At 66.5% G+C, this 20,097-nt stretch carries 22 protein-coding genes and 1 pseudogene; 16 read left to right on the top strand and 7 right to left on the bottom strand.

Annotated features, from left to right (window positions below):
* The first annotated feature begins 47 nt into the window (after positions 1–47).
* The 5 genes from DIE02_RS02275 to DIE02_RS02255 are packed head-to-tail and all read left to right on the top strand — an operon-like array spanning position 48 to position 3,722.
* On the top strand, positions 48–410 hold the full coding sequence (locus tag DIE02_RS02275) for a DUF1924 domain-containing protein (protein WP_260426165.1): 363 nt from the start codon (positions 48–50) through the stop codon (positions 408–410).
* Between the two features lie 12 nt (positions 411–422).
* Positions 423–944 (top strand): diheme cytochrome c, encoded by a 522-nt coding sequence (locus tag DIE02_RS02270; protein WP_124528532.1) that lies wholly within the window; start codon positions 423–425, stop codon positions 942–944.
* Positions 910–1,647 (top strand): cytochrome b/b6 domain-containing protein, encoded by a 738-nt coding sequence (locus DIE02_RS02265; protein WP_124528530.1) that lies wholly within the window; start codon positions 910–912, stop codon positions 1,645–1,647. Before DIE02_RS02270 ends, DIE02_RS02265 begins: the two co-directional genes overlap by 35 nt.
* 24 nt (positions 1,648–1,671) lie before the next feature.
* A complete protein-coding gene (locus tag DIE02_RS02260) occupies positions 1,672–2,337 on the top strand; it encodes a response regulator (RefSeq protein WP_124528528.1) in 666 nt (221 codons plus the stop codon).
* On the top strand, positions 2,334–3,722 hold the full coding sequence (locus tag DIE02_RS02255; protein WP_124528526.1) for an ATP-binding protein: 1,389 nt from the start codon (positions 2,334–2,336) through the stop codon (positions 3,720–3,722). Before DIE02_RS02260 ends, DIE02_RS02255 begins: the two co-directional genes overlap by 4 nt.
* Positions 3,723–3,839: 117 nt before the next feature.
* Here DIE02_RS02255 and DIE02_RS02250 read toward each other — a convergent pair whose 3' ends face one another.
* Positions 3,840–4,226, bottom strand: a complete 387-nt coding sequence (locus DIE02_RS02250) for a hypothetical protein (protein WP_124519809.1) — start codon at positions 4,224–4,226, stop codon at positions 3,840–3,842.
* Positions 4,227–4,497: 271 nt separating this feature from the next.
* Between DIE02_RS02250 and DIE02_RS02245 the strand changes: the two genes are divergently transcribed.
* Positions 4,498–5,451, top strand: a complete 954-nt coding sequence (locus DIE02_RS02245; protein WP_124519810.1) for a cation diffusion facilitator family transporter — start codon at positions 4,498–4,500, stop codon at positions 5,449–5,451.
* A 50-nt stretch (positions 5,452–5,501) separates the two neighbouring features.
* Here the strand turns inward: DIE02_RS02245 and DIE02_RS02240 are convergent, their stop codons facing one another.
* Complete coding sequence (locus tag DIE02_RS02240) at positions 5,502–6,119, bottom strand: VTT domain-containing protein (RefSeq protein ID WP_124519811.1); 618 nt, start codon at positions 6,117–6,119, stop codon at positions 5,502–5,504.
* A 234-nt stretch (positions 6,120–6,353) separates the two neighbouring features.
* Here DIE02_RS02240 and DIE02_RS02235 point away from each other — a divergent pair, with 234 nt between their 5' ends.
* On the top strand, positions 6,354–8,657 hold the full coding sequence (locus DIE02_RS02235) for a heavy metal translocating P-type ATPase (RefSeq protein ID WP_124528524.1): 2,304 nt from the start codon (positions 6,354–6,356) through the stop codon (positions 8,655–8,657).
* A gap of 12 nt (positions 8,658–8,669) precedes the next feature.
* On the opposite strand, the gene DIE02_RS02230 is transcribed toward DIE02_RS02235, so the two are convergent.
* The 3 genes from DIE02_RS02230 to DIE02_RS02220 form a co-directional block, all read right to left on the bottom strand.
* Positions 8,670–9,623, bottom strand: a complete 954-nt coding sequence (locus tag DIE02_RS02230) for a universal stress protein (protein ID WP_124519814.1) — start codon at positions 9,621–9,623, stop codon at positions 8,670–8,672.
* A gap of 244 nt (positions 9,624–9,867) precedes the next feature.
* Positions 9,868–10,434 carry a cytochrome b gene (locus tag DIE02_RS02225; protein WP_124519815.1) on the bottom strand — a complete coding sequence of 189 codons (567 nt, stop codon included), beginning with the start codon at positions 10,432–10,434 and terminating at the stop codon, positions 9,868–9,870.
* Positions 10,435–10,477: 43 nt separating this feature from the next.
* Positions 10,478–10,852: a cytochrome b562 gene (locus tag DIE02_RS02220; protein WP_124519816.1), complete on the bottom strand. Its 375-nt coding sequence runs from the start codon at positions 10,850–10,852 to the stop codon at positions 10,478–10,480.
* Between the two features lie 164 nt (positions 10,853–11,016).
* Between DIE02_RS02220 and DIE02_RS02215 the strand changes: the two genes are divergently transcribed.
* From DIE02_RS02215 to DIE02_RS02205, 3 genes are all read left to right on the top strand, one after another.
* A complete protein-coding gene (locus tag DIE02_RS02215) occupies positions 11,017–11,679 on the top strand; it encodes a response regulator transcription factor (RefSeq protein WP_124519817.1) in 663 nt (220 codons plus the stop codon).
* The gene (locus tag DIE02_RS02210) at positions 11,679–13,028 is read left to right on the top strand and encodes an ATP-binding protein (RefSeq protein WP_185640956.1); all 1,350 of its coding nucleotides are present in this window, start codon (positions 11,679–11,681) and stop codon (positions 13,026–13,028) included. Before DIE02_RS02215 ends, DIE02_RS02210 begins: the two co-directional genes overlap by 1 nt.
* A 153-nt stretch (positions 13,029–13,181) precedes the next feature.
* Positions 13,182–13,502 (top strand): DUF4148 domain-containing protein, encoded by a 321-nt coding sequence (locus DIE02_RS02205; protein ID WP_124519819.1) that lies wholly within the window; start codon positions 13,182–13,184, stop codon positions 13,500–13,502.
* Positions 13,503–13,644: 142 nt separating this feature from the next.
* Here the strand turns inward: DIE02_RS02205 and DIE02_RS02200 are convergent.
* A pseudogene (locus DIE02_RS02200) lies at positions 13,645–14,626 on the bottom strand (hypothetical protein).
* 394 nt (positions 14,627–15,020) lie between these two features.
* On the opposite strand from DIE02_RS02200, the gene DIE02_RS02195 reads away from it, so the two are divergent.
* The 6 genes from DIE02_RS02195 (at position 15,021) to DIE02_RS02170 (ending at position 18,841) form a co-directional block, all read left to right on the top strand.
* A complete protein-coding gene (locus DIE02_RS02195) occupies positions 15,021–15,248 on the top strand; it encodes a hypothetical protein (RefSeq protein WP_124519820.1) in 228 nt (75 codons plus the stop codon).
* Positions 15,245–16,051, top strand: coding sequence for a transporter substrate-binding domain-containing protein (locus DIE02_RS02190; protein WP_044846546.1), 807 nt, complete (start codon positions 15,245–15,247; stop codon positions 16,049–16,051). The genes DIE02_RS02195 and DIE02_RS02190 overlap by 4 nt, the downstream gene beginning before the upstream one ends.
* A gap of 89 nt (positions 16,052–16,140) precedes the next feature.
* A complete protein-coding gene (locus DIE02_RS02185; protein WP_124528522.1) occupies positions 16,141–16,827 on the top strand; it encodes an amino acid ABC transporter permease in 687 nt (228 codons plus the stop codon).
* Complete coding sequence (locus tag DIE02_RS02180; protein WP_124519822.1) at positions 16,824–17,474, top strand: amino acid ABC transporter permease; 651 nt, start codon at positions 16,824–16,826, stop codon at positions 17,472–17,474. The genes DIE02_RS02185 and DIE02_RS02180 overlap by 4 nt, the downstream gene beginning before the upstream one ends.
* Positions 17,461–18,210 (top strand): amino acid ABC transporter ATP-binding protein, encoded by a 750-nt coding sequence (locus tag DIE02_RS02175; RefSeq protein ID WP_044846549.1) that lies wholly within the window; start codon positions 17,461–17,463, stop codon positions 18,208–18,210. Before DIE02_RS02180 ends, DIE02_RS02175 begins: the two co-directional genes overlap by 14 nt.
* Positions 18,211–18,283: 73 nt before the next feature.
* On the top strand, positions 18,284–18,841 hold the full coding sequence (locus tag DIE02_RS02170) for a GNAT family N-acetyltransferase (protein ID WP_260428045.1): 558 nt from the start codon (positions 18,284–18,286) through the stop codon (positions 18,839–18,841).
* Between the two features lie 157 nt (positions 18,842–18,998).
* Here the strand turns inward: DIE02_RS02170 and DIE02_RS02165 are convergent, their stop codons facing one another.
* On the bottom strand, positions 18,999–19,943 hold the full coding sequence (locus tag DIE02_RS02165) for a MarR family winged helix-turn-helix transcriptional regulator (protein ID WP_052664729.1): 945 nt from the start codon (positions 19,941–19,943) through the stop codon (positions 18,999–19,001).
* Positions 19,944–20,097 lie beyond the last annotated feature (154 nt).

Below are 20,097 nucleotides of genomic sequence, written 5' to 3'. Positions count from 1 at the left end.
TATCCCGTTGCGTTCGCACGCTGTGTCACCCGCGCCTTGCCGTATCGATGCTGTTCGCCGTCGTGGCTTGCGCCCATGCCGAAACGCCTGCCCGGCTGCTGGACGGCTATGCGGCGCAGGCCGGCACGAGCGCCGCGCCATCGCGGGGACAGCAGTTCTTCACGTCCCGGCATGGGCGCGACTGGAGTTGCGCGACTTGTCACGGAAGCACGCCGACCGGCCCGGGCCGGCACGTCGTCACCGGCAAGACCATCGAGCCGCTCGCGCCCGCGTTCAATCCCGCGCGGTTCACGGACGAGGCGCGGACCGAAAAATGGTTCCGCAGAAACTGCAAGGACGTCGTCGGGCGCGAATGCTCGGCAGCCGAGAAGGCGGATGTCCTGAGCTGGCTCATGAGCCTGAAACCCTGACGGCGAACGATCATGAACCACGTCGACTCGACCACTGTTCCGGGCAGGATCGCCCTGCTGCGACATGTGCGGGCAAGCCTGCTCGCGATGCTGATGACGTCGCTGCTGCCGCGCGCGGCACTGGCGGAAGACGAGATGCGGAGCGTCGCGACTCCGTTGCTGCCCAGGTACCAGCAGGAGTGCGCGACCTGCCATGTCGCCTATCCGCCCGGGGCGCTGCCCGCCGAGTCGTGGCGCCGCATCGTGAACGGTCTCGATCGCCACTTCGGCACCGATGCGACGCTGGACCCGGCGACCATCGGGCAACTGGAAACCTGGCTGACGGCACACGCGGCGACGGGTGCCGCGGCACGCCGTCCGCCGGAAGACCGGATTACCCGGTCGGCATGGTTCGCCGCCACGCACGACGAGGTACCCGCCTCCGTGTGGCGCAGCCCCGCCGTGAAGCGGCCGTCGAATTGCGCCGCATGTCATACGCAGGCAGACAAAGGAAATTTCGATGAACGATTCGTCCGCATCCCCGGCACACGATGAACCGGAGCGCTCGCGTCCCGCGCGGATACTGGTCTGGGACGCTCCGCTGCGCGTATTCCACTGGCTGACGGCCGTCTCCTTTGCCGGTGCGTGGCTGACCGCAGAGAGCGAGCGGTGGCGGCTGATGCACGTCGCGTTCGGGTACACGATGCTGGCGCTCGTCGCGTTTCGCGTCGTATGGGGCGTGGCCGGCACGCGTCATGCGCGGTTCTCGTCGTTCGTCCGTTCGCCGGCGGCCGTTTTCCGCTACGCGCTGAGCCTGGCGAAAGGCCGGCCGGAACACCATGTCGGCCACAATCCGGCCGGCGCGGTCGCGATCGTCGCCATGCTGGCGATGACGGTCGTCACCGGCGTCGCCGGCTGGGCGGCCTACACCGGCAGCGGCGCATCGTTCGGCGATCTTCATGAAGGCGCGGCGAACGCGATGCTCGCGCTCGTTACGGTGCACGTCGCTGCCGTACTCGTCAGCAGCGTCGTGCATCGGGAGAATCTGGCCCGGGCGATGGTGACGGGCTACAAGCGCGGCGCGCCGATCGACGGCATCCGGCGTGCCGGGTGGGGGATTGCCGTCGTCATGACGGCGGCGGTGCTCGGCTGGTGGTGGACGCAATGGCACGCGGCGCCGCAGCCCGTGCAAGCCGGCCGGCCCGTCGCGACGGACACCGGCCGCCCCGCCCACGGGGCGGGCCGGGACGACGATTGACGGCCGCAGGCGGAGTGCTCGATCGTGCGCATCCTGCTCGTGGAAGACGATGTCCTGCTCGGTGACGGGATCCGTGCCGGATTGCGCCAGCAAGGGTTCCGGGTCGACTGGGTACGCGACGGCGACGCGGCCCAGCGCGAACTGCGCGCGCATGCGCATGCCGCGGCGGTCCTCGATCTCGGGTTGCCGCTCGTGGACGGCATGGACGTCCTGCAGCGCATTCGTCGCGACGGCATAGCGTTGCCGATCCTGATCCTGACCGCGCGCGATGCCGTGCCCGACCGCATCAGGGCGCTCGACGGGGGCGCCGACGACTACGTGGTCAAGCCCGTCGACCTGTACGAACTCGGCGCGCGCCTGAGAGCGCTGGTCCGGCGCGCCCACGGCCGGCCGACGGAGCGGCTCCGTGCGCGGGACGTCGAGCTGGAGCCCGCGTCGCGAACCGCCCGCCGCGCCGGCGTGGCCGTTGCGCTGTCCACGCGCGAGTTCGACCTGCTGCACATCCTGATGCTGAATGCCGGCCGGGTCCTGTCGCGCGAGCAGATCGAGCAGTATCTGTACAGCTGGGGGCAGGAGGTGGAAAGCAACGCCGTCGAGGTGCACATCCATCGCCTGCGTGCGAAGCTCGGCAGCGAGCTGATCCGGACGGTTCGCGGCGTGGGTTACGTGCTCATGCGGGACGCTGCATGAAAGCCTTGCTGCCCGCGCGCTCGCTGCACGGCCGGCTGCTGACGCTCGTGCCGGCCGTGGTCCTGGCTGTCTGGCTGTCGACGCTGCTGCTGACCTGGCTCGATGCGCGGCGCGAGATCGACCGGCTGCTCGACGGCCACCTCGCGCAGGCGGCGGCACTGCTCGTCGCGCAACAGGCGCGCGGGCCGGACGACGACGACCATGCGATCGACGCGCCGATCCTTCATCCATACGGCCCCCGTGTCGCCTTTCAGGTGTTTCATGAAGGCCGGCTCGGCCTGCATTCCGAAAACGCGCCGTCGCGGCCGATGGTGGCGCCCGAGCTGACCGCGCGCGATCGGGCCTCCGGATTCTGGACCGTCGTGATCGACGGGAATGCATGGCGGGTATTCGTCGTGCACGGCGTGCGCGGCGACGTTCAGGTATTCGTGGGCGAACGAATCGAATCACGCAAGGCGATCCTGGGCGCCGTCATGCGCAGCGCATTCTGGCCGATGGCGGCTGCCTTGCCGTTGCTGGTGCTGGCCATCGGCTGGGCGGTTCGTCGCGGCACGGCACCGCTGCGCGATTTCGGGCGAACGCTGGCGAAGCGCAATCCGCAGGCGCTCGACACGATCCGGCTGGACCGGACGCCGCTCGAGATGCGGCCGATGCTGGATGCGCTGAACGGCCTGTTCGAGCGGATTCGTGCCGTGATGGACGCGGAGCGCCGATTCACCGCCGATGCCGCGCACGAGTTGCGTACGCCGATCGCGGCCGTCAAGGCGCAGGCGCAGGTTGCATTGGCGGAGCGCCATGACGAGCGGCGCCGGCACGCGTTGCGGGGCGTGCTCGAAGGGTGCGACCGCGCGGCGCGTCTGGTCGACCAGCTCCTGCTGCTTTCCCGTCTCGATGCGGGCGCACTGGCGGAGCGCGCACCGGTCGATGTATCGGCCCTGGCGAAAGCGGTGGTCGCGGAGGCCGCGCCACAGTCGATCGGGAAGCAGCAGAAGCTGGAGTTCGATGCGCCATCGCCATGTATCGTCGGCGGCAACGAGGCCTTGCTCGCGGCGATGGTGCGCAATCTGGTCGACAACGCGATTCGCTACAGCCCGCCGCTGGCGTGCATCACCGTTTCCGTCGGCCAACGAGACCGGCGCACCGTGCTGCGGGTCGAGGACAGCGGCCCGGGCATCGGCGACGCCGATTTGCGCAGGCTGGGCGAACGGTTCTTTCGGCCGGCGGGAACCCGGCCGGGCGGGAGCGGCCTCGGCTGGTCGATCGTGCGGCGAATCGCAGCGGCGCACGAGGCCGACATCCAGGTGGATCGATCGCCCGCGTTCGGCGGACTGCGCGTGGCCGTTTCGTGGCCGCCTGTCGATGCTGCCGCTGCGGCCAGGCGCTAGTCGATCATGCACGTCGCGGATCAGACTGCACGCGTTCGATGCACGGCCGGAGGTCACGGGAGCGGTCGGTCGCGGCCGGAATGGCGTGTTCGTCACCGAACACGCCGAACCGCACGATCACTGGCCGGTAGCGCCGCTTGCAGGGCCGCCAGGCTGGCCGTGCATGTAGCCCATACCCATGCCCATGCCTTGCCCGCCGTGCATGCCCCTCATGGGGGGAGCGTCAGGCAGCGTGATGCCGCGCGCCTTCGCACGTTTTTGCATCTCGGCGTGGTGCTGGGCGCGAATTTTCTCGCGCTCGGCATCCGATTTCGCGGCGAGCATGCGGGTGCGGTATGCGTTCCGCTCGGCAGGCGTCATCAGCTGGCTGCCGTACATCATGCCGCGCCACTCGACGGCGGGATCGCTAGCCGGTTGACGTGGCTGGGCATCGGCCAGACCGGACGCGATCGCGATCGCGACGCCGAGCAGGCACGAAACGGTGAACCTGTTTGCTCTGGACATGACGGTCTCCAGGTCGCTTGCATGGATTCAACGGTACGCAAAACGGGGGGCGATCCTTTGCCTCAGATCAAGTACCCCGGAGTGACCGCCAATACCATCGAATCCATGCCGCAGACACGCAGCTGTCAGACGTCTGTCAGACGTGCAACGCATCATTCCACGTCGCAGTACCAACGCGTCGGGCGCAGGCGTGCCACGTGGGCGGCCCCGGTTGCCCGCGACTTCCCGAATCCGATCGATCCTTCAATCCTGGTACGTAACCTGAATCGTGATGCCAACCAACCTCGACGTTGTTCCTGAAACCATCGCGGAAGCGACGCCCGCGATGGCCGCGGCCGCGACCCGAAGCACCTGGGTGAGCGTGGCGGTCAACCTCGCGCTGAGCACCGGACAGGTGGCGATCGGCATCCTGTCCCGATCGCAGGGGCTCGTGGCGGACGGCATTCATTCGTTATCCGATCTGATCGCGGATTTCGTCGTGCTGCTGGCCGGTCACCATAGCCGCAAGCCTGGCGACGAACAGCATCCTTACGGACATCAGCGCTTCGAAACCGGCGCTTCGCTCGCGCTTGCGGCGATCCTGCTGCTGGTCGGCGGCGGGATGCTGTGGTCCGCGATCGGTAAACTCGAGCATCCGGAAACGATCGCGCGCGTCCACGTCGCCGCGCTCTGGGTGGCGGTCATCGCGCTCGTCGCGAAGGAAAGCCTGTTCCGTTACATGCTTGCCGTGGCAACACGGGTGAAATCGAGCATGCTGGTTGCCAACGCATGGCATGCGCGTTCGGATGCCGCATCGTCGCTGGTGGTCGCCTGCGGCATCGTCGGCAACCTGTTCGGCTATCCGCTGCTCGATCCCGTCGCCGCGCTGATCGTCGGCGGGATGATCGTGAAAATGGGCGCCACGTTCGGCTGGAACGCGTTGCACGACTTGATGGACCGCGCGGCCGACGCCGAAGACGTTCGGGCGATCCGCGCGACGCTGCTCGCGACGCCGGGCGTGCTCGACGTACACGACCTGCGCACGCGCAAGACCGGCGATCTGATCCTCGTCGACGTGCATCTCGACATCGACGCCGAGCTCAGCGTTGCGCAAGGGCACGACATCGCCGTGGACGCGCGTGCGCGCGTGATGAGGCATCACCGCGTCCTGAACGTGATGACGCACGTCGATCCGCGTATGCGGGAAAGCGTTACCGAAGTGATGCCCGGAATTCGCGACCGATAGGACGCAACGGCCGGCCGCCGCAGCCGTTTCGCACTTCGCGCATACCGACGTCAATCGGAGCTGCGCGGATGATGGCCGCGCCGGAACGTCAACCGACGTTCGTTGACGAGCGCGCGCCAGTCGAGCTTCATCAACACGAACACGAGGCCGAGCAACACCAGTTGCGTGACGATGAAGTATCCGCCGAGATAAGTGCCTTCGAGTTCGGATTCCAGGTCCAGCCGGTTCGACGCGAAGCGGCCGAGATGCGCCCAGATCGCATAGGTGGCTGCGCGGCCGATGAAGAAGGCCGCCGCGATGATTCTGAGCGGCAACCCGGACAGTCCGTACGCGATGAACAGATAGTTCGACGGAAGCGGGCTCAATGCATAAAAGAAGAACGCGCCGGCGGTGAGCGTTCGGTGCTTTCGCAGCCAGCGTGTGGCGACGTCGATATTCTCGCGATCCGATTCGCGTATCCAGCGGGAGCGGACGAGCGATCGTGCGAAGGTCGCCAGGATCACGCGGCCGGTCGTGGCCGCGCCGGCCGCCACGACGGCAAAGATGAACGGATTGCCGTCCGGCAGGTTGAAGCCGACCCACGACATCGCCATCCAGGTGGGCGGGGCGAATGCCGGCATGAGATTCAGCAGCAGAATCAGCAGAAAGAGTACCGCCAGCGTCAGCACGATATCGACTCCGGGCCATCCGGTTTCACGATTCAATTTTGCTGAGGAAAGTGGCTGACGGCTTGATTCACGTCAAGCCGCGCGCCGCGCCGGCATGTCGCGGGAGGCGCGTCGTGCTGACCCATGTCAACGGTCGAGCCGCGGCGTTTCCTAGACTGGTGCCACGCCGTCCGCAACCGCAACCCGAACCGGATGCGGCGAACGCCGCCATGCGCGGCGATCGGAACAATCGTCATGTCGCGAATCCGCTGGTCGATCGATCTCGTGTTGCTGGTTCTGGCGGCGGTCACGCTCGCCGCAGGAGGCGTGTGCGTTGCGTTCGGCCTGCCTTCGTTCGCGCGCGTCGTCTGGCTGGTCGGTGCACTGCCGGTCCTGCTCGCGTTGACGGTATCGCTTGCCAGGGCCGTGGCGAGACGGCAAGCCGGCATCGATGTGCTCGCATGGCTGGCGATCGGCCTGGCGATCGCGCTCGACGAGACGCTGACCGCCGCGGTCATTGCCTTGATGCTGGCCAGCGGGCGGACGCTGGAGCGGTATGCGCAAGACCGCGCGCAACGCGAGATGACCGCGCTGCTCGGCCGTGCCCCTCGGCAGGCAACCCGGTTCGAGAACGGTGAGTGGCGTTCCGTCGGCGTGGAAACGCTCGTTCCCGGTGACAGGCTGCTCGTGCGAAGCGGCGAATTCGTGCCGGTCGACGGCACCTTGACCGACGATGCGGAACTCGACGAATCCATGTTGACGGGCGAGTCGTCCACGCAGCGGCGACGCTCCGGAGAAAGCGCCTGCAGCGGCGTGGTCAACGCCGGCGCGCCGTTCGAAATCGTGGCCCGCACGACGGCGGGTGACAGCACGTTTGCCGGTATCGTCCGCCTGGTCGCACGCGCGCAGCGCGAGCGCAGCCCGTCCGTGCGTCTCGCGGATCGCTATGCCGCGTTCTTCGTACTCGCTTCGCTGCTCGTCGCGGGCATCGCCTGGCTGCTGGCCGGGGATGTCGCACGCGCGCTCGCCGTGCTCGTCGTGGCCACGCCGTGTCCGTTGATCCTCGCCGTCCCGGTCGCCATCGTGTCCGGCATGTCGCGCTGTTCGAAACGCGGCATCCTGGTCAAGGGCGGGGGCGCGCTGGAACGACTCGCGCAAGCGACGATCCTGTTCTTCGACAAGACCGGGACGCTGACGGGAGGGCGCGCCCGCATCGTTGCGATCGAATGCGGCGCGGACGTCGGCGCGGACGTCGGCACGGACGATGTGCTGCATTTCGCCGCGTCGTTGGCCCAGGCTTCGGGGCACGTCATTTCGGACGCGCTGACGGTCGCCGCGCGGGAGCGCCGGATCACGCTGTCGCCGCCGTCGGTCGTCGTGGAAACGGCGGGCGAGGGCGTGACGGGCCGGGTCGACGGCCGGGCCGTCGCGATCGGCAAGTTCGGGTACGTCCGCGCCTGCTCGACGGCCGCCCCGTGGAGCGACGCGTTCCTGAAACGGGTCGGCAACGAGGGCGGGGCTGCCGTGTTCGTCGGTGTCGACGGTGTCATGATCGGCGCGATCCAGATGGCCGACCAGGTGCGGCTGGAAACGCCGCGGGCGCTGCGGCTGTTGAAACGCGAAGGCGTCGCGCGCCTCGTCATGCTGACCGGCGATCGGCGCGACATCGCCCAGGCCGTCGGCGAGTTGCTGGGCGTCACCGACGTGCGCGCCGAGCAGACGCCGACGGACAAGCTCGCCGCCATCCAGGCCGCGCGCAAGGAAGGCGTGACGATCATGGTCGGCGACGGCGTGAACGACGCGCCGGCGCTGGCGGCGGCCGACGTCGGTATCGCGATGGGCGCGCGGGGCGCGGCCGCGTCATCCGAAGCGGCCGACGTGGTTCTGCTGGTGGATCGGCTCGATCGGCTCGTGGATGCGATGCGAATCGCCCGACGCTCGCGCCGGATCGCGCTCGAGAGCGTGGTGGCCGGCATGTCGCTGTCGATCGTCGCGATGACGATTGCGGCGGCCGGATTCCTGCCGCCGATTGCCGGCGCGGTGATTCAGGAAGTCATCGACGTCGCCGTCATCGTCAATGCGTTGCGCGTGTTGCTGGTTCGCCCGAGGCTGACGGACGCCCGGCTCGCGGATGTCGACGTCGAGCAACTCAAGCGCGAGCACACGGCATTGTCACCGTTGCTGGACCAGATCAGGGATCTCGCGGATCGCCTGCCGCACCTGTCCGGGGCCGCCATCGCCAGCGAGCTTGTCCGCCTGATCGACTCGCTCGACGAACGGCTGCTGCCGCACGAACGCGCCGACGATCGGGACGTCTACGCGCGCCTTGCGCCGATGCTCGGTGGCGAGGACCCGCTGGCGGCGATGAGCAGCGCGCACCGGGAGATCTTCAAGATGGTTCGATCGCTCCGGCAGATGGTCGCGGACCTGCCGGGCGATGCGGCGAACGCCACGCAGGTGCAGGCGATACAACGCCTGCTGTACGGGCTGGAAGCGATCGTACGCCTGCATTGCGCTCAGGAGGAGGAACTGTTCCACGCCGTCGGAGCGGATGCGTGACGACGAAGCGCGTCATGCACGCGGCGCACTCACGAGCAGGACCGGCGTTTTCGTGATGCGCGCAACGCGTCCGGCCACGCTGCCGACCAGCCAGCGCGTGGCGCCGCGCCGCCCATGCGTACCCATGACGATCAAGTCCGCATTCCATTCGATCGCGTCGTGCACGATCAGGTGAGGCACGTCTTCGCCCGTTCGATCCGTTTCGATCAGCTGCGACTGCGAGCGCCCGGCGGGGATGCCGTCGAGCAGGGCCATGGCTTTTTGCAGTGCGTGATTGCCTTCGCCAAGCAACGCCTTTTCCAGCGTCTCGACGGGGACGAAATCACCCAGCTGCGTGGCGCGATCGAGCACGTATATCGCCCGGAATTCGGTGTCGGGCCACGAGAATTTCAATCCCGTTCGCAATGCGTGAAGCGCAATCGGGCTTCCGTCGACCGCAAACAGCATCCGCCGCGGCAGGCGCTCGGCCACCGACCCGAAACCTTCCGGCACGATGAGCAGCGGGCAGCCGACGAGCGTGCCGAGCGGGCCGGAAACCGTTCCTTCGATCCACGCGCGCAGGCCATGATGCTGGCGTGCCCCGACGATCACGAGTTCGGCCTGCCAGGCTTGCGCACTGTCGGCCAGCGCATGCGCGATATCCCCGCCGTGCGTGGACAGGTCGACGACTTCCGTGTCGAGCGCGATGTCGTCGCGCGCCATTGCGCTTCGGGCGCGCGACAGCACGTCGGATGCGTCTCGCAGCAATTCGTCGCGGGCCGATTCGAGAAACGCCGCGGATCTCGACCCGCGCGGGACGAGTGTGCGCGGACTATCCGCAACGCTGACGATGCGTACCGATGCATTCGGTGGAACGAACGCCCTGGCATACGCCAGCGCCTGATCGGATGCGGTGGAACCGTCGATGGCGATCAGCACCCGCTGGAGCGCGGGTGCCGCCTGGAAGGTCGAAGTGCTGGCGCTCATGAATGTCTCCCGGTGGCAATCGGCGATCCTGCATACGCAATTTTTTGCACCTGTCGTCTCCGCGGGTTTGACTTTCGTCAAGCGCGTTTGTCTTCGTCTTGTCTTCGTCGCGGTTCCTTTCCAGTCCGATCACGGAGCCCGCTTCCGCGACCTCATGGCCTGCCGCACCCACGCGCCATTTGTCCGACTTGATGGCGTCGCCCGGTAGCCCCGGTAGCACTCCGCGCGACGCCGTGCCCGGCGCTCAATTCCGGTCACCGGATGGAGCCCTCTGCCGAACGACACGCGTCGGCAACGGCAGAATGCGCGGCAACACGTTCTCCGACTTGAACAGCTTGTGCGCCACCGCGCCGAGCACGTGCAGGCCCACCAGCGCGGCCAGCCCGTAAGCCGTCAGCGCGTGCAGTTCTCCCAGCCAGTGCGACAGCTCGCGACTCCTGGGCACCAGGGGCGGCAGCGAGAAGAGCCCGAAGCAGCTGGCCGTGTGGCCGGCCGCATTGGTCTTCATCCACCCGAGGACGGGAATGGCGAGCATCAGCACATAGAGCAGCCCATGAACGCTGCGTTCCGCAAAATGATTGAGCGTGCCTGCCGGATTGACCGACGGCGGGAGCCTGCGTCCCATGCGTAACCGATTCACGATGCGAACCGCCACGAATCCGAGAATCGCGGTGCCGATCGATTTGTGCAGGCCGACGAGGTCTTCATTGTCGTCCAGCAACAAGCCGACGATCAGATTGCCGATCAGCGCGGCGGCGAGCAGCCAGTGCAGCAAACTGATCGACAGGGGGTAGCGGGTTATGGTTTTCATGGCGGGAATGCCTGTTCAATGGCGAAAGCGTGTCCGGCCCGGGTTATCCAAGCAGGTCGTGATAGTGCTTTTTCGATCCGTCGATTCGCCGTAACGCCTGTTTGGCGGCCGGCAGATCATTGGCCTGGATGGCACGATCGACTTCGGTCAATTCGTCGTGCAACGTGCGCATGCCTTCATCGTAGGTCGGCTGATCATTGCGATACCGCTGGCGGCTCGCCTGCTGCACATCGCTTTCGAGCCGGGCCACGTAGCCGTTCATTTCCGGAATCGTCCGGCTGTTCATGGCACCCTGCATCGCGTGCTTCATGTCTCGCATCAGCGTCTTGATCTCACCTGCGGACGCCGGCGCGGCAGCCACGAACAGCAGCGCGCCCAGCGTTGCGCAAAAACGGAGTCGGAACGGTAGCCTGTTCATGGTCGTCGATTCGATTGCGGGTGTCGGTGACCGCGACCATAGGGCGCCGACGTTAACGGATTCTTAAGGACCGGATTTTTCCGCGCCGTGCTTGATGCCGGCCGGTGCCTGCGGTTATCGTGCGCCCATGGACGCCATGTCCGCACCAAAAGGAACGCGACACCATGCGGGTGTTACTCGTGGAAGACGACAAGCTGATCGGCAGCGGGGTGGAGGATGGCCTGATCGAGGCCGGCATGACGGTCGACTGGGCGCACGACGGCAGGCATGCACGGCTCGCGCTCGAAACCACGCCGTATGACCTCGTCGTGCTCGATCTCGGCCTGCCCCGCATGTCGGGCGTTGAAGTGCTCGACTGGCTTCGCAAGCGCCGCGACCATACGCCGGTGCTCGTCATGACCGCGCGCGACACCGTCGCCGATCGCGTGAGCGGCCTGAGCGCGGGCGCCGACGACTACATCGGCAAGCCGTTCGACCTGACCGAATTGATCGCCCGATGCCGTGCGCTCGTGCGGCGCTCGCAGGGCCGCGGCACCGAGACGATCGAATACGGCGACCTGTCGGTCGATCCCGCGCTGATGACGGTGACGCGCGGCACCGAACGGATTGCGCTGACGTCGCGCGAATGCGCGTTGCTGGTCGAATTGCTGGCGAATCAGGGCCGTCCGCTCTCGCGCACGCAGCTCCAGGACAGCCTCTATGGCTGGAACGAAGAAATCGAAAGCAATGCGATCGAAGTGCATGTGTCGAATCTGCGCAAGAAACTGGGGGCCGAATTGATCCGCACGATTCGAGGTGTCGGCTACGTGGTGGAGAAAGCGTCGTGATGCGCTCGATCCGGCAACGGCTGACCTTGCTGGTGCTGTCGGGTGTCGTGGTGGTGTGGGCCTATTCGCTGGTGTCGAGCTATCGCCAGGCGATTCACGAAGCGGAGGAGTGGGACGAAACCCGCATCGAGCAGATCGCACGAGCGTTCGTCGCGCTCGATGCGTCCGATCTGCCGGTCTTCGCGGATATCGTCCTCGGCTCGGGGGAAGACAACGATGGCGACAACGACGCATCACCGCGCATGCTGTATCAGATCAGGGACGCGGGCGGACGCATCCTGGCCGCCAGCCCGGGGCTTGACGCGCTCGATCTGCCGGTGTTTCCCGCCGCCGCATCGAGCCCGATCCGGTTCGGCAATCCGAAGTGGCACGCGTACGTGCTGACCGATGCCGCGCGCGGGCGTACCGTGCGGATCTTCGAGCAACGCACGCAGCGTTCCGACTTGTCCGCGGAGGTCGCGCGCCGGGTCGCCCGGCCGCTCGCCTTCGCGTTGCCCGTGCTGGCCGTGCTGATCTGGCTGGCGATCGGACGCAGCCTGACGCCGCTGCGGACGCTGTCCGAGGCAATCGAGGCGCGTTCGCCCGACAACCTCGACGCAATCGGCACGAAGGGCATTCCCGACGAAGTGCGGCCGCTGGTTGCCGCACTGAACACGTTGCTGCAACGTCTGCGCGGCTCGCTCGATCGCGAGCGCGCATTCACCAGCGATGCCGCACACGAGCTCAAGACCCCGCTCGCCGCACTCAAGGTGCAAGCGCAAGTCGCGCTCACCGCACGCGATCCGGACCGGCAGCGGCGCGCGATGCAACGGGTCGTCGAGGGCGTGGACCGAAGCACGCATCTGGCGGACCAGCTGCTTGCACTGGCGCGACTTGACGAGACCGTACCGATGCGCGGCGAGGAGGTCGATCTCGCACGCGTGGTGCAGACCTGCATCGACGACCATCAGGCGCGCGCGAGTCGCAAGCGGATCGCACTGATTTCACGCGTCGACGGTCCGGTTGTCGCACATGTCCCGTCGACGCTGGTGCGCGTCCTGCTCGACAATCTCGTCGATAACGCGATCAAGTACGGTCGCGAACAGGGGCGCGTCGAAATCGCATCGTGGCAGGATGCCGGCGCGATCAGCCTTCAGGTACGAGACGACGGACCGGGCGTCTCGGGTGAGGACCTGTCCCGACTGCAGGATCGCTTCTTTCGCGGCGCCGATCACGACGAAAGCGGCAGTGGCCTGGGGCTGTCCATCGTCGCGCGCATCGTGGCCAAACTCGGCGGGAGTCTGACGTACGTCGACGGGTTGAACGGCAACGGGTTCGGCGTGCGCGTGAGGTTGCCGTCGTCGGCCTGACCGCCGCGGCGATTCCGGGTCCGCCCCTGTCTTTCGCGGGCGAGGCGTTCGAAGACGCGCAGTTAACATTGCCTTCAGCTGAACGGCGCATGCTGTTCTTACGGCAGAAGAGATGTTCTCGGATGCCGACCCTGTTCACTGGAGGTCGAGATCATGAAATTCGCTATCCGTACCATCATGCTGGCGGCGGCCATCATCCCCGCATTCGCAGCGGCCGCTCAATCGAGCAACGGCCTGACCCGGGCGGAAGTCCGCGCGCAGATCACGCAGGCCGAGCAGGCCGGTTACAACCCGGCCCGAAAGGACATTCACTATCCGCAATCGATCCAGCGGGCCGAGGCGCGCATCCAGGCGACCGCATCGGCCCCGCAGGCCGATACGTCGGGCTATGGGCCTGAATACAACGCAGCGGGCGACTCGGGGGGCGTGATCCAGAGTCATGCCGCGGCGCCTCGTTTGTATACGCATCATTGATGCCATGCATGCGAGCGTCGGGGGCTACGCTCACGATGATTTGCCGGCAACGATCGCCGACTCGAGCGCGCATGTGATATGAGCCGGGCGGCGGCTTTCGCCGGGCCCGGGCCGGATACCGCCCCCGTCGTTGCGCGCGGTTTCAGTCGTTGCCCTTCTCGAGCACGTTCTGCGTGAGCGTGACCGACGGAATCGTCGGCTTCAGCGACGCACGGTGCGCGCGGCTGCTCAACCACTTCCAGCCGCCCACGAGCAGCAGTGCGACCAGCGGGATCGACGCGATCGTCCACGTCCCGTTCGGGTAGTCGAACGCCATCAGCACCTGCACGCCGAGCAGGAACAGCAGTGTGAGCCACGACGTGACGGGCGCGCCCGGCATCCTGAACGGCACGTCGTCCACTTCGCCGCGCCCGACCGCCGCGCGGAACTTCATCTGGCACACGACGATGAAGCCCCACGTGCTGATGATGCCGAGCGACGCGATGTTCAGCACGATCTCGAACACGCTCGACGGCACGAGATAGTTGAGCAGCACGCCGAGCGCGCCGAAGAACGTGACGAACGGACTCTGGTCAGCCTTGTACGCGCTCCACGGCAGCAGGCAGACCAGCAGCACCACCGACGCGACGTAGAAGATCGCGATGCGCCAGATCACGTTGTTGATCGCGCGCGGCAGCACCTTGCGCGCGTCCTTGCATTCGCCGGCGGCGGTGGCCACCAGCTCGACGCCCGCGAACGCGAACACCACGCCCTGCACCAGCACCAGCGCCGGCATCATGCCGTGCGGAAAGAAGCCGCCGTGGTCGGTGATCAGATGCATGCCGGTGTCGTGGCCGGCGACCTGCACGCCCGTGCCGAGGATCACCGAGCCGATCACGAGAAACAGCACGATCGCGGCGACCTTGATCAGCGCGAACCAGAATTCCATCTCGGCGAACCACTTGCGACGGTCCGGCGGCCTGCAGACGGCCGCCCGCGCCGAGGAACAGACCGGTGCCGATCGCCCCGCCGATCGCGATCATCTGCACCTGTCGATTGCCGAGGGTCTTGTGGTAGCCGGCTTCGTGCGATTCGAGCCAGCTGCGTTTGTCGGTTTCGCCGCTTGTCGACGGTTCGGAATCGATGCCATGACGGTATCCTCGCGCGCAGATGTGATTGGATTCATCCCGATCGCGAGGCGACCGGGAACCACCGGTACCGGCGGATCGGTGCGCGGAATCAAGCGCACCCGTCCTGATTGCGATTCGCCGAGTGCGGCGAAAGGCACGGTACGTCGCGAACGTATTCAGCTGTAATTCCCACCACAAACAGAATGCAAATTTGGACCGGGCCTGTTCGAATCCGTGCATACGGGCCTCGGCCATGACGCCTCGCAGCGAAAAGCGAGCAACCTGCACGGCGTCGGCGATGCCGTGCATCGCGTGAATTCGAACTTCGTTTCGATGTCCTCATTCCGCGCGCCCCGGATCGATGCACCGGTGCCGGCGTGCGCCCAATGCAGGACTTCCGATTCGCGGGGTGAACCAGTTAGGTAATTTGGTGCGCCGGCGCGCGCTGCGAGGGCAGCGGCTGGCGCCGGTGCCGGCCCATGCACCGAAATGGGGAATGCGGTGCGCCGGAATTTCCGTCGAGTGCCGGTACGGCAAGCGTTTCACGGCGGTGGCCCGGTTTTTGCTGGAGTACCCGCGGCCGCGCAACGGTTGCGCGCTGCCCGACGACATACCAGACAAGGAAGATTCACCGTGAGCCCGACGACTCGACCGTTCCCCCGACGCACCTGGCTGGCTGCGCTGATCGCCGCCCCCGTGATGGCGCTGTTCGCTGCCGCGCCGGCGCATGCCGACGCGCTCGACACCATCGCGAAAAACGGCGCGCTGCGCGTCGCGGTGCCCGAAGACTATCCGCCGTTCGGCTCGGTCGGCACGGACATGCAGCCGCAGGGCTACGACATCGACATGGCCGAACTCCTCGCCAAGTCGCTCGGCGTGAAGCTGAAGCTGGTGCCCGTGAACAGTGCGAACCGGATTCCGTACCTGACGACCAACAAGGTCGACATGGTGATCTCGTCGCTCGGCAGGACGCCTGAGCGCGAGAAGGTCATCGACTTCTCGAGCGCGTACGCACCGTATTTCCAGGGCGTGTTCGGGCCGGCCGACGTGAAGGTGAGCGCGCCCGCCGACCTGAACGGCAAGACGGTCGGCGCCACCCGCGGCGCGCTCGAGGAGATCGCGCTGTCGCAGCTCGCACCGAACGCGACGATCAAGCGCTTCGAGGACAACAACGCGACGATCCAGGCGTTCCTGTCGGGGCAGGTGCAACTGATCGCGGCCGGCAACATCGTCGCGGCGGCGATTCTCGCGAAGAATCCGCCGCGCCGGCCCGAGGTCAAGTTCGTGATCAAGAATTCGCCGTGCTTCGTCGGCGTCAACAAGAACGAACCGCGCCTGCTCGCGAAGATCGACGACACGATCGCCCATGCGAAGCAGGACGGCACGCTGGGCGCGATGTCGAAGAAGTGGCTCGGCCAGCCGTTGCCGGCCGGACTGTGACGAATCGCAGTGTCGCCTGATACATCGCCGCGGCCGGCACCGCCGGCGCGGCGGGTGTCGTTGTCCGAACCCGACTTTACTCCATCGTCATGAGCTACCAGCTTCAATTCGGCGAGCTTGCCGAATACGCCGGCGTGTTCGCGAGCGGCGCGGCGATCACGCTCGCGCTCACCGCGGTCGCGACCGTGCTCGGCGTGGCGCTCGGCGTGCTCGGCGCGGCCGCGTACAGCGCCGACGCGCGCGCGGCCGTGCGGCTGCGCCCGCTGATCGGCGCGTACGTCGAGGCGATCCGCAACACGCCGTTCGTCGTCCAGCTGTTCTTCATCTTCTTCGGCTTGCCCGCGCTCGGCGTGCACATCGACGAATACACGGCCGCGATCCTCGCGATGACGCTCAATCTCGGCGCGTATTCGGTCGAGATCGTGCGCGCGGGCGTCGCCGCCGTCCCGAAAGGGCATCTGGAGGCGGCGTCCGCGCTTGCGATGTCGCGCGCGCAGATGCTGCGCCACGTCGTGCTGCCGCAGGCGCTCGCCAAGGTGTTTCCGGCGCTGTCGAGCCAGATCGTGATCACGATGCTCGGCTCGGCGGTCGTGTCGCAGATCTCGGTGGCCGACTTGACCTATGCGGCCGGCTACATTCAGTCGCGCAACTTCCGTGCGTTCGAGACGTACATCGTCATCGCGCTCGCGTATCTGGCGATGGCGCTGCTGCTGCGTGCCACGCTGGGCTCGATGGGGCGCCGCCTGTTCTCCCGCCGTGTGCGAGGTGCGCGATGATCGACTTCACGTTCGGGCAGATTCTCGCGAACCTGCTGCTCGCGGCCCGCTGGACGATCGTGCTGTCGATCGTGTCGTTCCTGTCCGGCGGCCTCGTCGGCCTCGGGCTGCTCGTGATGCGCGTGTCGAGCTCGACGCTGCTGCGCGGCGTCGCGAAGCTGTACATCGAGATATTCCAGGGCACGCCGTTGCTGATGCAACTGTTCATCGTGTTCTTCGGCCTGCCGCTCGTCGGGCTCGACGTGCCGCCGTGGATCGCGGCCACCGCGGGGCTCACGTTCTTCACCAGCGCGTATCTCGCCGAAATCTGGCGCGGCTGCGTCGAGGCGGTGCCGAAAGGGCAGTGGGAGGCGTCGGCGAGCCTGGCCATGAGCTACGTCGAGCAGTTGCGTCACGTGATCCTGCCGCAGGCCGCGCGCATCGCGATCGCACCGACGGTCGGCTTCGGCGTGCAGGCCGTGAAGGATACGGCGCTGGTGTCGATCATCGGCTTCACCGAGCTGACGAAGGTCGGTATCGCGATCTCGAACGCGACGTTCCGGCCGTTCGTCGTGTACGGCCTCGTCGCGCTGATCTATTTCGCGCTCTGTTATCCGCTTACCCGTTATGCGCGCACGTTGCAAAGGAGATGGCATGCCGCTCGTTGAAACCCGTGGTCTCGAAAAGAACTTCGGCACCCATCATGTGCTCAAGGGCATCGATTTCTCCGTCGAGCGCGGGCAGGTCGTCTCGATCATCGGCCGCAGCGGCTCGGGCAAGAGCACGCTGCTGCGCACGCTCAACGGACTCGAGAGCATCGACGCGGGCACGATCTCGATCGACGGCGAACGCGTCGATGCGCGGCACGCGGACCTGCGTGCGCTGCGGCTGAAGGTCGGCATGGTGTTCCAGCAGTACAACCTGTTTCCGCACCTGAGCGCCGGGCAGAACGTGATGCTCGCGCAGTCGGTCGTGAAAAAGTCGCATCGCCAGCAGGCGCGCGCGATCGCGGAACTGATGCTCGAGCGCGTCGGCCTCGGCGACAAGTTCGACGCGTTTCCGGAACAACTGTCCGGCGGCCAGCAGCAACGCGTCGCGATCGCGCGTGCGCTCGCGATGAAGCCGAGCGTGCTGCTGTGCGACGAAATCACGTCCGCGCTCGATCCCGAGCTCGTCGGCGAGGTGCTGGGCGTCGTCGCGCAGCTTGCACGCGAGGACATGACGTTGATCATGGTCACGCACGAGATGAACTTCGCGCGTGCGGTGAGCGACCGGATCGTGTTCATGCATCAGGGCAGGGTGTGGGAGAGCGGGACGGCCGAAGAGATTTTCGAGCGGCCGCAGACGGTGGAGCTGACGCGGTTTCTGGGCAGCGTCCGGAACACGGAAGCGGTTGCGCGCTGATTCGCGACGCCCGCGGGGTGCTGACACAGTCGCCCCGATCGTCGACAATCCGGCTCGTGCGCCGCGCCTGCGTGTGCCAAGCCAGCCGAGAGAGTCTTCCATGTCCGTAATATCCGTCAGGACCGCCCACCTCGACGATGCGCAGGCGATCGCCGATTTTCACGTCAAGGTCTGGCGGCATACTTATCGCGATCTCGCGCCGGCGCAGGCGCACGCCGTCCTCGACGAGCGCCATCGCGGCAGGACATGGCGGGAAAAGCTGGCGTCGAACGCGGGCGACCAATTGGTGCTCGTGGCGGAAACCGACGGCACGATCGTCGGCATCGGCGCGGCCGGCGCGCCGTCGGAGCCGATCTTCGGCGGCCGTGGCGAGATCAAGTTCCTGTACGTCGATCCCGGGTTCAAGCGTCGCGGCATCGGCCGCACGCTGCTCGCCCGGCTAGCAACGCATCTGCAAACGATGCGGTATCGGGGCGCGGCGTTGAGCGTCGTCAAGGGAAACGACGCCGCGATCGCCTTTTACGCGTCGTTGAACGGCCGGCTGGCCGGCGAGTACGTCGATGCGGGGCCGATCTGGCGATCGCGGAACATCGTGATGGTGTGGGACGATTTCGCGAGTCTCGTTTCCTGACTTCCCGCCTCGTCGCAAACACGTGCGCGCATCACGGCGCTGCTGGCGAAGTTTCAGGCGCTGGCGGGCATGGCGCTCGAGCAGCGTGCGCAGATCGATGCGTTGAGCGACACGTGCCTGTCTAGAGCGACGAGAAGCGGCAAGGGCGGCGGGAGCGTCACCGACCGACGGAATGGCGTTGTTGGTCGTGATACTCGTCATGGCTCCAGACGATGCGCTCCATCAATGTGACGAACGCATCGCGTTCTGCATCGTCGAGCCCGTGCAGCATTCGTTCGTTCGAGCGTTCGGTCGCTTCGAACAACGTTGCATACAGCGCGTCGCCGGCCGCCGTCAGGTACAACACCTTCGCACGGCGATCGGAAGGGCTCGGCTCCCGCACGATCAAGCCTTTCAGTTCCAGGCGTTCGAGCACACCGGATAGCGTGTTGCGGTCGAAACCGATGGTTTGCGACAACGTGATCTGGTCGATGCCGGGGCATGCAAGCACGGACACCAACGCGCCAAACTGAACGGGCGTGATGTCATGGCCGTCGGTTTCCTCGAGAAAGACCGTCACGGCGAACTGCTGAAGGCGCCGCATCAAATAGAGAGGGCGGTTGAGCAGCGCTGCGGCGAGGGAAGGGTCGGAATTGGATCGCGCCATCGGCACGCGCGACGCTTCGTTCGTATCGCGTATGACACGGGCCAGCATGGCAGCGAAACCTTTGCGGTCGCGTGCGGGCAGTGCGTCGAGCATCCGGGCGTCAGCGCGATCTGCGCAGATCACCAATTTTTGATACAAGGCCAGACCGGAGCCCGTAGGCCGGATGAGCTTCGCGCGGCGATCGTTCTCGTCGGTTTTGCGGGCGATCAGCTTTTTGCTTTCGAGGCGCGTGAGCACGCCCGAGACCGTAGAGCGGTCAAAACCCGTCGCGGACGTGATGCCAAGCTGATCGGTGCCCGGTGACACGACGACGGCCGTCAGCACACAAAACTGATCGAACGTTGCGTCGAGTCCGTCGGCTTCTTCAAGAAACAATCGTGTGGCGAGCGTTTGCAGCCGGCGAATCAGGTGCCCGGGCTTCTTGTGCAGAACTTCTGCGAGTGTCTTCTGTGGCATGAAGCGGACGGCGCTGCATGAATTTGAACCGGCCGATCATAGCATGGCGGCTTCGATGCGACGTCCTGTGATCAATTCGGGGCGAGAGCGCATCGAGATGATGGCCGTAATCGTGCCATATTGCCGGTCAGCTTCCGTCGGCCAGTCGAACACC

Source organism: Burkholderia sp. Bp8991 (assembly GCF_003853795.1).
Lineage (GTDB): Bacteria > Pseudomonadota > Gammaproteobacteria > Burkholderiales > Burkholderiaceae > Burkholderia.
The sequence above is the reverse complement of the archived record's forward strand: the minus strand, read 5'-3'. Positions and strand labels throughout refer to the sequence as shown.

Coding starts and splice junctions, on each gene's coding strand:
- DIE02_RS02275 (WP_260426165.1), top strand. CDS start 48: ATGCTGTTCGCCGTCGTGGCTTGCGCCCATGCCGAAACGCCTGCCCGG.
- DIE02_RS02270 (WP_124528532.1), top strand. CDS start 423: ATGAACCACGTCGACTCGACCACTGTTCCGGGCAGGATCGCCCTGCTG.
- DIE02_RS02265 (WP_124528530.1), top strand. CDS start 910: ATGAACGATTCGTCCGCATCCCCGGCACACGATGAACCGGAGCGCTCG.
- DIE02_RS02255 (WP_124528526.1), top strand. CDS start 2,334: ATGAAAGCCTTGCTGCCCGCGCGCTCGCTGCACGGCCGGCTGCTGACG.
- DIE02_RS02250 (WP_124519809.1), bottom strand. CDS start 4,226: ATGTCCAGAGCAAACAGGTTCACCGTTTCGTGCCTGCTCGGCGTCGCG.
- DIE02_RS02245 (WP_124519810.1), top strand. CDS start 4,498: ATGCCAACCAACCTCGACGTTGTTCCTGAAACCATCGCGGAAGCGACG.
- DIE02_RS02235 (WP_124528524.1), top strand. CDS start 6,354: ATGTCGCGAATCCGCTGGTCGATCGATCTCGTGTTGCTGGTTCTGGCG.
- DIE02_RS02230 (WP_124519814.1), bottom strand. CDS start 9,623: ATGAGCGCCAGCACTTCGACCTTCCAGGCGGCACCCGCGCTCCAGCGG.
- DIE02_RS02225 (WP_124519815.1), bottom strand. CDS start 10,434: ATGAAAACCATAACCCGCTACCCCCTGTCGATCAGTTTGCTGCACTGG.
- DIE02_RS02220 (WP_124519816.1), bottom strand. CDS start 10,852: ATGAACAGGCTACCGTTCCGACTCCGTTTTTGCGCAACGCTGGGCGCG.
- DIE02_RS02215 (WP_124519817.1), top strand. CDS start 11,017: ATGCGGGTGTTACTCGTGGAAGACGACAAGCTGATCGGCAGCGGGGTG.
- DIE02_RS02210 (WP_185640956.1), top strand. CDS start 11,679: ATGCGCTCGATCCGGCAACGGCTGACCTTGCTGGTGCTGTCGGGTGTC.
- DIE02_RS02205 (WP_124519819.1), top strand. CDS start 13,182: ATGAAATTCGCTATCCGTACCATCATGCTGGCGGCGGCCATCATCCCC.
- DIE02_RS02185 (WP_124528522.1), top strand. CDS start 16,141: ATGAGCTACCAGCTTCAATTCGGCGAGCTTGCCGAATACGCCGGCGTG.
- DIE02_RS02180 (WP_124519822.1), top strand. CDS start 16,824: ATGATCGACTTCACGTTCGGGCAGATTCTCGCGAACCTGCTGCTCGCG.
- DIE02_RS02175 (WP_044846549.1), top strand. CDS start 17,461: ATGCCGCTCGTTGAAACCCGTGGTCTCGAAAAGAACTTCGGCACCCAT.
- DIE02_RS02165 (WP_052664729.1), bottom strand. CDS start 19,943: ATGCCACAGAAGACACTCGCAGAAGTTCTGCACAAGAAGCCCGGGCAC.